We start from the raw sequence: 10,211 nt of genomic DNA on the forward strand, positions 1-10,211 counted from the left end.
CGCGCGCCGCCGGCCCCGCCGCCTCGCGGGCACAGCCATGTGCCATACTGGCTGCAGACGGCGGCTGGAACAGCGCCGCTGTCCGGACATCCTTTCGAGCGCCTCGGCGCCAGGGACTTCGCAGCTTGACCCCATCCCGTCAGATCCGGGATCTTCGGGGCTCAGGCGGTCGATTTCAAAGGACGGAAGCTCATGCCGAACATTCCCGAACACCTGCGCCAGGCCAGCATCGCTTTGCTGGAGAGTAGCGCCGGCAGCTTGAGCCTGCTGCAGGATGCCCTCGAGGCGGCCGGCCTGAAGAACACGCGGGTATTGGCCGATCCCGCGAACGGTCTGGCCTGGCTGCTGGAAAACACCTGGGATCTGCTGCTGCTCGATCTCGACATGTCCCGCCCGGGCGGTTTCGAGATACTGCGGCTGCTGCGCAAGTACCTGCCGGAAAACCAGCCGATACTCGCGGTTTCCTGCCGCAACGACGTGGAGAGCCGCCACCGCGCCCTCGACCTGGGCGTCAGCGACTACCTGTGCAAGCCGGTCGATCACCGCGAGATGCTCCTGCGCCTGCGCAACCACCTCAGCCTCTGGTTCACCCGCCTCGAGCTGGACCAGGAGCGGCGCTGGCTCGAGCAGCGCGTCGAGGAGCACGGCCGCGAGCTCGAGAAGACCACGGAAACCATCGTCCGCTGTCTGGTGCGCGTCACCGAATACCGCGACAACCAGAATGGCCACCACATGATGCGCATCGGCGAGAGCGTCGCCCTGCTGGCGCGTGCCTGCGGCTGCCGGGAGGAGTGGGTCGGCCAGCTGCGGGTGGCCGCGACCATGCACGATGTCGGCATGGTCGGCATTCCCGACTACATCCTGCTCAAGCCCGGCCCGCTCGACGAGGCGGAGACGCAGGTGATGCGCCGGCATGCGCAGCTGGGCCACCAGTTCCTCAGCGACTCCGCGGCCAATCCGCTGCTGCAGCTCGCCGCGGAGGTCGCGCTGCACCATCACGAGCGCTGGGATGGCAGCGGTTACCCCGCGGGGCTCAAGGGCGAGGCCATCCCCCTGTCCGCGCGCATCGTCGCGCTCTGCGACGTGTACGACGTGCTGCGCACCCCGCGGCCGTTCAGGCCGGCGTGGACCGTGAAGGAGGCGCAGCTCTACATCCGCGAGCAGTCGGGGCGGCAGTTCGACCCCGAGCTGGTCCGCCTGATGGACCGGCACATGTTCGAGCAGTTCGAGAGCCTGCGCCTGGTCTGGAGCGATTGAACGCCGGTTTCAGGTAGGCGACGAAGTTGGGGTCGCGGCACTGGGTCTTGCCCGGTGCGTCGGAGATCTTCGCCACCGGCTGGCCGTTGCAGGCGGGCCTCTCCCGGTTCGGCCGTTCACCTGGCCGGGTAGTCGGCCACCACCTCCTCGGTGCCCGCCTTGGTCAGGCCGATCACCTGGTAGGGGTCCCTGCGCGGGCCGTACTCCATGCCCGGCGAGCCGTGCGGCATGCCCGGCACGGCGAGGCCGAGCAGGTCGGGGCGCTGGCGCAGTTCGAGGATCTGCGCCGCCGGCACGTGGCCCTCGACGAACTTGCCGTCGATCACCCCCGTATGGCACGAGGCCAGCCGCGGCGCCACGCCGAGGCGCTGCTTGACCGCCTGCATGTCCGGCTCGACATGGTCGCGCACGGTGAAGCCGTTGCTCTCCAGGTGCTTGATCCAGTCCTTGCAGCAGCCGCAGTTGGCATCGCGATGGACGTCGATGGTCAGGGCGTCGGCGGCCTGGGCGGCGCCGCTGAGCAGCAGGGTAGCGAGGGCGGCGATGCGCAGTCGGGTGTTCATCGGGGACTCCTGTGGAAGGGGATTCAGCGGCAGCCGCAACCGCAGCAGCCGGGCTTCGCAACGTCCGCGGCGGGGGCCGGGGTTGCCAGTTGCGCCGGGTAGCCGGCGTCGTCCAGGGCGGCGAGCAGCGCGGCGCTGTCTGCTTCGCCTTGCACGCGCACGCGGCCGGCCTGCAGGTCGACCTCGACCGCGACGACGCCGGCCAGTGGCTGCAGGGCGGCGGTGACGTGCCGGGCACAAGCGCTGCAGGTCATGCCCTGGACGTTCAGTTCGATGCTGCTCATGGTGGACTCCTCTGCGCTGGCCGGTCCAGTCCGGCTTTGTTGCAATCTTCGACCTTGCCCTCGTGGCAAGGTCAAGGGTTCTCTGCCGCTGCGCGAGGGGTTATGCCAGACGGGTGAAGCTCGTCCCGCCATGCTGGATGCGGCTTGCTTACCGCGAGCTGAGCGGCGGATTACATTTCCGTCAGCTACCCGCAGCGTCCGGCACCCGGGACTAGAGTGAAATTCCCAACCCGCCTTCGAGAGGGCTTGCAGATGAGCCGGACGATTCTTTGTGGCGCAATCCTGCTGTTGGCTGCAGCGGGTAGCGCCTGGGCAGAAGAGCAGGCGGCGACGCCCGAGCAGCAGTGGCAGCAGCACATCACTGAGATGCGCCAGCTGCATCAGAGCTGGATGGCCGGCAAGACGCCCGAGGAGCGCCAGAAGCTGATGGAGCAGCACTGGCAGGCCATGGGCCGCGGCATGCAGAGCATGGGCGGTTGCATGGGCGACGGGCATGGAATGGGCATGGGGGGAATGGGCATGGGCGGCGGCTGGGCGAGCATGGATACGGTCGAGCAGGTGGATCTGCGCATCCAGCACATGGAGCAGATGCTCGAGCAGTGGCGTGCGCACCGCGAGATGCTGGCCAAACCCAAGCCCTGAGCAGCCGCCTCGCCCGGGGCGGCGTGCGGGGTGGCTCAGGCCAGCTCGCTGCGCCGCGCCTCCCAGCCCTCCAGCCAGGCCGGCAGGTGTTCGGCGGGCATCGCCTTGGCGATGAACCAGCCCTGGGCGACGTCGCAGCCGGCGCCGCGCAGGTGATCCCAGTCGGTGCGGTCCTCGATGCCTTCGGCCACGGTGCGCATGCCCAGCCGGCGGGCCATCTCCAGGCTGGCGCCGAGAATGCCGTCCAGCGACTTGTCGCGCCAGGCGCCGTGCACGAAGCTGCGGTCGATCTTCAGCTCGTTGAAGGGGATGTCGCGCAGCTGCACCAGCGAGGAGTGGCCGGTGCCGAAGTCGTCGATCGACAGGCCGATGCGCTTGAGGCGCAGGCGGGTGAGGATGTCGAGGGCGGCCTGGCGGTTCTTCATCAGGTGGCTCTCGGTGACTTCCAGCACCAGGCTGGTCAGTGGCGCGCCGGCGGCCAGTGCTTCCTGCTCGACCAGGTCGGGGAAGTCCAGCCCCACCAGATTGTCCATCGACACGTTGACCGCCACCTGCAGCTCGATGCCCCGGGCGCGCCACTGCCGCGCATCGGCCAGGGCGTTGCGCAGCACGTCGAGCATCAGCGCGTCGATCAGGCCGTGCTCCTCGGCGAGGGTGACGAAGCGGTCTGGGTAGACCAGGCCGTCCTCGGGGTGCTGCCAGCGCACCAGGGTCTCGACCCCGCTGACCTGCCCGCTGGCGAAGTCGACCTTGGGCTGGTAGTGGTTGACCAGCTGGCCGGCGCGGATGCCGTTGGCCAGCTCCTCGGCGCCGTAGCTGCGTGCCTCGCCGGTCCGTGGGGCATCGCCGCCGGGCAACGCCTGCAGGAGGCGCTGCAGCTGCTCGCTGGAGACCGGCTTGTACAGCGCGCCCGCGACCCGCAGGCGGTGACCGCGGGCCAGGCGCTCGGCGCTCTGCAGGATGCGCTCGTCCTCGCCGCTGACCAGCACCAGGGCGCCGGGGTAGCCCAGGCGCACCAGGTGGCGGATGAACTCGATGCCGTCCATCCCCGGCATCTGCAGATCGCAGAGAATCAGATCGGTGCCGTCGGGCTGCCGCTCCAGGTGCTCGACCGCGGCCTGGGCCCGCTCGCAGGCGAGTACCTGCTGGTAGCCGAGGGTCTTCAACTGGCGGACCAGCAGCTTGCGGATGAACGGGTCGTCGTCGACCACCAGGATTCTCATCGGAATTGCCTCCTGCTCAGACTGGGTTGCCTTCTTTCAGCAACCGGTCGATCCATGCTGCCGTGGCGTGATGAAGGGGATGGAACTCGGCCATGCCGTGGGCCAGCGCGGCACTGTCGCTGTCCTTGATGGCCTGTTCGAGTGCCGTGCACAGCTGGCCCAGGCGCACCGCGCCGACCGCGCGGGACGACGACTTGAGGCGGTGGGCGATGGCGTCGATGCTGTCGCAGTCGTTGCGGGCGAAGGCCTGCAGCAATTGCGGCGCCAGGCTGCGCAGCGACTCGGCGTAGTCGCCGAGAATCTCGCGGATCATCTCGCGGTCCGTGCCGACCAGTGCCGCGAGGACTGTCGCGTCGACCAGCGGCTGGTCGTCCGGCCCCGGCCCGGCGTCAGCCGGCGCCGGGCGGGCCTGCTGGGGCAGCCAGCGCGCCAGGGCGGTCTGCAGGGTGGCCAGGCGGATCGGCTTGGTCAGGTACTCGTCCATGCCGGCCTCCACCGCCCGTGCGGCTTCGCCGCGCATGGCGTTGGCGGTCAGCGCGAGGATCGGAATGCGGCGCTGGCCGGCTTCCTCGGCGCGGATCCGCCTGGCCAACTGGTAGCCGTCCATTTCCGGCATGTGCAGGTCGCTGAGGATCAGGTCGAAGCCGCCCTGGCGCCACAGGCTCAGGGCCTCGCTGCCCTGGCTGGCCAGCGTGAAGTCGTAGCCGAGCAGGGCGAGCTGCTGGCGGATGACCTTGCGGTTCACCGCGTCGTCCTCGACCACCAGCAGGCGCCGGCTGGCGGGGGCCCCGGCGACCGGTGCGGCCGGTGCCGCTGGCTCGGCGGCCGGCTGCGGCGCGCTGGCCAGGGTCAGCGGCAGGCTGACGGTGAAGCGGGTGCCGTGCCCGGGGGTGCTGGCGACGGCGATCTCGCCGCCCAGCAGCTCGACCAGGCGCCGGCAGATGGCCAGGCCCAGGCCACTGCCGCCGAAGCGGCGGGTGGTCGAGGACTCCGCCTGGCTGAAGGGCTGGAACAGCTGGCCGAGATGCTCGGCGGCGATGCCGATGCCGTTGTCCGTCACATCGATGAGCAGGCGCTGCGGGTCGTCCGCGGCCGGACGCACGCCCACCACGACCCGGCCGGGTTGCTCGTCGCGGCCTCCGGAGAACTTGATGGCGTTGCCGATCAGGTTGAAGAGGATCTGCCGCAGGCGCATGGCGTCGGAGCGGATCCAGGGCGGCACCCCGGCGGCGATCTCCGCGTCGAGACGCACCCCGTGCGTGACGGCCAGCGGGCGCAGGGTATCGCACAGGTTATCGAGCAGCTCGACCAGGTTCAGCGGCGCATGCTCGATCTCCAGCCGTCCGGCCTCGATCCTGGAGAAGTCGAGGATGTCGTCGATCACCCCCAGCAGGGTGCCCGATGATTCGCGGATGGTGCGGACCAGGTCGGCCTGGTGGGGCGGCAGCTGGTCCTGGGTGAGCACGTCGATCAGGCCGACCACGCCGTTCATCGGCGTGCGGATCTCGTGGCTCATGGTGGCGAGGAAGGCCGACTTGGCGCGGCTGGCCTGTTCGGCCTCCTCGCGGGCCTGGGTCAGGCTGGCGATCAGCGCCTTGAGCTCGCGGATGTCGCGCAGGGTGCCGATGAAGAAGCGCTGCCCGTGCACGCGGTACTCGGAGACGCTGAGTTCGAGGGCGATCGGCTGGCCGTCCTTGTGCCGGCCGCTGACCTCGCGGCTGGAGCCGACGATGTGCCTCTCGCCGGTCTGCAGATAGCGCGCGATGTAGTCGTCGTGGTGCTCGCGCAACGGCGAGGCCATCAGGCAGGAGATGTTGCGACCGACCAGCTCCTCGGGACGGTAGCCGAGCAGCGGTTCGATGGCCGGATTGACGCTCTGCACGATGCCGCGGCTGTCGATGGTGATCACGCACTCGAGCAGGTGGTCGAGGACCGCCTGGATCTCCGCCTCCTTGGCGTGCAGGTCGGTCAGGGCCTGGCCGCGCTCCTCGATGCGCTGCTGCAACTGGCTGTTCAGCTCGGCGAGCTGGGCGGTGCGCTCGGCGACCACGCGCGAGACCAGCGCATGCCGTCCGGCACTGCCCAGGGTCGCGAAGGTGGCGAGAAAGGCGGTGAGCACGGCGAAACCGAGGAACAGGCGCTCCTCCGCCGTCGAACCGGGCCGCCACAGCGGGAGCCGCGGGTACATTTCCAGGCGCCAGACGCGTCCGCTGGCGTGGACGTCGCGATGCCAGTCGGGCTCGGCCCCGGCCGGCAGCGAGTCGCTCAGGATGCGCCGGGGCATGCCGGCGGTGACGTCCGAGATGCGCAGGGCGAACTGGCGCTCCTCCGCCTTGCGCCGCAGCGGGGCGAACAGCTGCTGGATGTCCAGGGCGCCGACCACGTAGCCGACCGGCGCCTGCTGCGCAGCGGCGTCGAGCCTGTGCACCGGCACGAAGAGCAGCGATGCCTGGCGTGCGCTGCGGACCAGCCGGATGCGGTCGGAGGCGATGGACTTGCCGTGGTCGAGGGCCTGCCTCATCGCCGTGTGGCGCATCGGCTCCGAGCCGTGGTCGAGGCCCAGCACCGTGCGCCCCAGCGCCAGCGGCTCGCTGTACAGGACGGGAAAGTATTCGGCGCGCTCGGCGGCCGGCTGCAGCCGGCCGCGGCTGTCCAGCTCGACGATGCGATAGCCGGGGAAGCCGCTGGCCGCGACGGCGGCCTCGAAGCCGGCCCGCTGCCGGGCGTCGACCCGCGGCGCCCAGTCCACCCAGAGGATGGCGGGGCGCTGGACGAAGCTCTGGGTGTACTTGCGGAACTCCTCGCGGGTGACCTCCGGGCTGGCGGCGATGAAGTGCGCCAGGCCCTCCAGCGGCAGCAGGGTTTCCGCGACGTCCTGGGTGATGCTGTCGCCGATCACCTCCATCAGCGTGCGCGCCTCGCTGCGGGCGCGCAGGTCCTCCAGTTGTGACAGACCGAGGTGGCCGACGATCAGCAGGGTGAGGGTGACCACCAGCGGCAGGGCGAAGCGGTGGTTGCCCTCGCCGCCGCGCAGGGTCCGGCGGCCCGGCCACAGCAGCAGCGCCAGCGGCGCGAACAGCAGCACGCCGAGGGTGTCGCCGGCCCACCAGCGCAGCCACTCGTTGAACAGGTCGTCGCTGGCGATCCTGCCGCCGGCGACCAGCACGGCGCTGCCCAGGGTCGGCGCGATCAGGCAGGTCAGCGGGCCGGCGGCGAACAGGATGGACACCAGCCGGCGGTCGCGGGCGACCTGCCAGCGTCCCTGCAGGTAGCGCTGCACCAGCCAGACGCAGAGCAGCGTCTGGACGGTCGCGGCTGCGGCGGTGAGGCTGGCCAGGCCGATGCCTTGCAGCGACGCGTCGCGCGACAGGTCGATCAGCAGGTCGCCGAGGAACACGCCGGGCCAGCAGCGCCAACCCCAGATAAGCAGCCCCGCCGTGGCCATGCCGGTCGCCGGCCAGATCGGCGAGGCATAGCCGGTGGACTGGCTCAACAGGACGCCGACGATGCCGGCCAGCAGGTAGAGGCCGGTAAGGGCGAGCACCTTCCAGAGGTAATGCCGCCAGTTGCCCGGAGGCGTGAAGAGTGACGCACCGGTCGGGGTGTCGTGGTCTGTCGCGTGCATCGGCGTCCCGCTCGGTGGAACTTCCAGCCCCGGGTGCCGGGGTGATTCGGCCCGCATCATATTCAGGGGGGAGCGCTCATGCCAATGATCTGTGCTCCGCGACGGTGCACCGACCCGGGCGGGCAGATTACATTCGCGTCAGCTTCTGGCTGCCGCGGGCGGCCGGCTGCACAATCCGCGGGCACTGATGGCCAGCACTTGTGGCCGGAACTTGTGGCTGGAACTTGTGGAGAGTAGCGCGATGAAGATCCTGGTGGCCGAGGACGATCCGAAGATCGGTGCCTACCTGCGGCAGGGCCTGAGCGAGGCGGGGTTCGCCGTCGACCGGGTCGCGGATGGGAGCGAAGCGCTGCACCGAGCCCTCGGCGAGCGCTACGACCTGCTGATCCTCGACGTGATGATGCCCGGCCTCGACGGCTGGGAGGTGCTGCGCCGCCTGCGCGGTGCCGGGCAGGGCGAGCCGGTACTGTTCCTCACCGCGCGCGACGGCATCGAGGACCGGGTCAGGGGGCTGGAGCTGGGCGCCGACGACTACCTGGTCAAGCCGTTCGCCTTCGCCGAACTGCTGGCGCGGGTGCGCACCCTGCTGCGCCGCGGCCAGGCCAGCGCGGTGCCGACCCGCCTGCAGATCGCCGACCTCGAGGTGGACCTGCTCAAGCGCCGCGCCAGCCGGGCCGGCCAGCGCATCGACCTGACCGCCAAGGAGTTCGCCCTGCTCGAGCTGCTGCTGCGCCGCCGGGGCGAGGTGCTGCCCAAGTCGCTGATCGCCTCGCAGGTATGGGACATGAACTTCGACAGCGACACCAACGTCATCGAGGTGGCCATCCGCCGCCTGCGCGCCAAGATCGACGACGGCTTCGAGCCGAAGCTGATCCACACCGTGCGCGGCATGGGCTACGTGCTGGACCTGTCCGAGTGATCGCCCGCCTGTCGCTCACCGCGCGCCTCGGCCTGCTGTTCATGCTGGCCCTCACCGGCGTGCTGCTGGCCGCCGGCCTGGCGGTCAGTCACCTGAGCCGCGAGCACTTCCTCGACCTCGACCGCCACGCCCTGCACGACAAGCTGCAGGCCAGCCGGCGCCTCCTCGGCAGCCTGGAGCGCGCTGACCGGCTGGAAACCCTGGGCTCGCAGCTGCACACGCTGCTCGGTGCGCACCAGGACCTGCGCGCGCAGATCATCGCCGGCGATGGCCGGGTGCTGTTCGCCGAACCCTCCGAGGCGGCGATTCCCGCGCGCTTTCGCACCCGGATCGGCGGGCTGTGGGAGTGGTGGGAGGGCGAGCGCCTGCTGCGCGGGATGACCGCCGAGGTGGCGCTGGCCGGGCCGGGGCAGTCGCTGACCCTGCTGCTGGCGCTGGACGTGACCCACCACGAGGACTTCTTCGCGGCGCTGCAGCGCTGGCTGTGGATCGCCCTGGGCGTGTGCGCGCTGCTCAGCGCCGGGCTCGGCTGGCTGGTAGCGCGCAGCGGCCTGCGCCCGCTGCGCGAGGTGACCCAGGTGGCCGCCGGCGTGTCGGCGCGCTCGCTCAAGGAACGCATCCCCGAGCAGACGCTGCCGGTGGAGCTGCGTCCGCTGGTGTCCTCGTTCAACGGCATGCTCGAGCGCCTGGACGAGTCCTTCGTGCGCCTGTCCAACTTCTCCGCCGACATCGCCCACGAACTGCGCACGCCGCTCACCCAGCTGATGACCCACACCGAGGTGGTGCTCGGCCGCGCGCGCAGCCTGGAGGAATACCGGGAGGCGCTGTACGGCAACCTCGACGACCTCAAGCGCATGGCGCGGATGATCGACGACATGCTGTTCCTGGCCAAGGCCGACAACGGCCTGATCGCCCCCGAACGACGGCCGCTGGCGCTGCACGAGCTGGTCGAGCAGTTGCTCGACTACTACCGTCTGCTGGCCGAGGAGGCCGGGGTGGAGCTGGCGCAGGGTGGCGAGGGCTGGATCGCGGGGGAGCCCGGGATGCTGCGCCGGGCGCTGTCCAACCTGCTGGGCAATGCCCTGCGCTACACGCCGACCGGCGGCTGCATCCGCGTGCGCATCGGGCAACGCGGCGGGCAGGTGCTGCTGGAGGTGGAGAATCCCGGGCCGACGATTCCCGCCGAGCATCTGGGGCGGCTGTTCGACCGCTTCTACCGGGTCGACCCGGCGCGCCGCGAGGGCGGCCACGCCGGGCTGGGGCTGGCGATCACCCGCTCCATCGTCGAGGCCCACCGCGGCAGCATCCGCTGCACCTCGGCCGGCGGACTGACCCGCTTCGAGCTGGGTTTCCCCGCCCTCAGCGCTGCGGACGGAAGCGGTAGCCGCTGAAGCTCAGCACCACGCCGTCGCTGGCGATGCGCTCCAGGGTGATGCCCGGCGCGGCGCTTTCGCCCTGGCGCAGCACCTTGTCGTTGATCACCGCCATGCGCAGGTCCGGCTGTTCGGCGTAGGAAAATCCGGACACGGACAGCGGCGGGATGCGCTCGCGCACCGTCGGCGGCAGCTCGTAGAAGGCCAGCACCCGGTTGGGTGGGGCGGGGAGCGCGGCGGCCGGCGCCGGCTGTGCCGGGGGCGGGGCGGCGGGCAGGGGCCTGGCGGCGATGGGCGTGGGCTCCTGGGCGGGGAGCACGGTTCT

Annotated in this window: 9 protein-coding genes and 1 pseudogene; 4 read left to right on the forward strand and 6 right to left on the reverse strand. The window is 70.7% G+C overall.

Annotated elements, in window-relative coordinates:
• The first annotated feature begins 192 nt into the window (after positions 1 to 192).
• Positions 193 to 1,257: an HD-GYP domain-containing protein gene (locus E5198_RS05785; RefSeq protein ID WP_136489056.1), complete on the forward strand. Its 1,065-nt coding sequence runs from the start codon at positions 193 to 195 to the stop codon at positions 1,255 to 1,257.
• Here the strand turns inward: E5198_RS05785 and E5198_RS05790 are convergent.
• From E5198_RS05790 to E5198_RS05800, 3 genes and pseudogenes are all read right to left on the reverse strand, one after another.
• Positions 1,253 to 1,354: pseudogene (locus E5198_RS05790) on the reverse strand (hypothetical protein); the annotation flags it as partial. The gene E5198_RS05785 and the pseudogene E5198_RS05790 overlap by 5 nt on opposite strands.
• A gap of 19 nt (positions 1,355 to 1,373) precedes the next feature.
• Positions 1,374 to 1,820, reverse strand: coding sequence for a DUF411 domain-containing protein (locus tag E5198_RS05795; RefSeq protein ID WP_136489057.1), 447 nt, complete (start codon positions 1,818 to 1,820; stop codon positions 1,374 to 1,376).
• 23 nt (positions 1,821 to 1,843) lie between these two features.
• Positions 1,844 to 2,104 carry a heavy-metal-associated domain-containing protein gene (locus E5198_RS05800; RefSeq protein WP_136489058.1) on the reverse strand — a complete coding sequence of 87 codons (261 nt, stop codon included), beginning with the start codon at positions 2,102 to 2,104 and terminating at the stop codon, positions 1,844 to 1,846.
• Between the two features lie 252 nt (positions 2,105 to 2,356).
• On the opposite strand from E5198_RS05800, the gene E5198_RS05805 reads away from it, so the two are divergent.
• Positions 2,357 to 2,746: a hypothetical protein gene (locus tag E5198_RS05805; RefSeq protein ID WP_136489059.1), complete on the forward strand. Its 390-nt coding sequence runs from the start codon at positions 2,357 to 2,359 to the stop codon at positions 2,744 to 2,746.
• Between the two features lie 35 nt (positions 2,747 to 2,781).
• On the opposite strand, the gene E5198_RS05810 is transcribed toward E5198_RS05805, so the two are convergent.
• Both E5198_RS05810 and E5198_RS05815 read right to left on the reverse strand, forming a co-directional pair.
• Complete coding sequence (locus E5198_RS05810) at positions 2,782 to 3,969, reverse strand: EAL domain-containing protein (RefSeq protein WP_136489060.1); 1,188 nt, start codon at positions 3,967 to 3,969, stop codon at positions 2,782 to 2,784.
• A gap of 16 nt (positions 3,970 to 3,985) precedes the next feature.
• Positions 3,986 to 7,594 carry a CHASE domain-containing protein gene (locus tag E5198_RS05815; RefSeq protein WP_168772483.1) on the reverse strand — a complete coding sequence of 1,203 codons (3,609 nt, stop codon included), beginning with the start codon at positions 7,592 to 7,594 and terminating at the stop codon, positions 3,986 to 3,988.
• A 241-nt stretch (positions 7,595 to 7,835) separates the two neighbouring features.
• On the opposite strand from E5198_RS05815, the gene E5198_RS05820 reads away from it, so the two are divergent.
• On the forward strand, positions 7,836 to 8,513 hold the full coding sequence (locus E5198_RS05820; protein ID WP_136489062.1) for a heavy metal response regulator transcription factor: 678 nt from the start codon (positions 7,836 to 7,838) through the stop codon (positions 8,511 to 8,513).
• Entirely contained in the window at positions 8,513 to 9,904 is a 1,392-nt protein-coding gene (locus E5198_RS05825; protein ID WP_136489065.1) for a heavy metal sensor histidine kinase, read from the forward strand. Before E5198_RS05820 ends, E5198_RS05825 begins: the two co-directional genes overlap by 1 nt.
• Here E5198_RS05825 and E5198_RS05830 read toward each other — a convergent pair.
• A partial coding sequence (locus tag E5198_RS05830; protein WP_168772484.1) for a general secretion pathway protein GspB occupies positions 9,873 to 10,211 on the reverse strand: 339 nt, incomplete at its 5' end. The two genes, E5198_RS05825 and E5198_RS05830, sit on opposite strands and share 32 nt — an antisense overlap.

Origin of the sequence: Pseudomonas sp. A-1 (assembly GCF_004801855.1) — a bacterium.
Lineage (GTDB): Bacteria > Pseudomonadota > Gammaproteobacteria > Pseudomonadales > Pseudomonadaceae > Geopseudomonas.

Coding starts and splice junctions, on each gene's coding strand:
- E5198_RS05785 (WP_136489056.1), top strand. CDS start 193: ATGCCGAACATTCCCGAACACCTGCGCCAGGCCAGCATCGCTTTGCTG.
- E5198_RS05795 (WP_136489057.1), bottom strand. CDS start 1,820: ATGAACACCCGACTGCGCATCGCCGCCCTCGCTACCCTGCTGCTCAGC.
- E5198_RS05800 (WP_136489058.1), bottom strand. CDS start 2,104: ATGAGCAGCATCGAACTGAACGTCCAGGGCATGACCTGCAGCGCTTGT.
- E5198_RS05805 (WP_136489059.1), top strand. CDS start 2,357: ATGAGCCGGACGATTCTTTGTGGCGCAATCCTGCTGTTGGCTGCAGCG.
- E5198_RS05810 (WP_136489060.1), bottom strand. CDS start 3,969: ATGAGAATCCTGGTGGTCGACGACGACCCGTTCATCCGCAAGCTGCTG.
- E5198_RS05815 (WP_168772483.1), bottom strand. CDS start 7,594: ATGCACGCGACAGACCACGACACCCCGACCGGTGCGTCACTCTTCACG.
- E5198_RS05820 (WP_136489062.1), top strand. CDS start 7,836: ATGAAGATCCTGGTGGCCGAGGACGATCCGAAGATCGGTGCCTACCTG.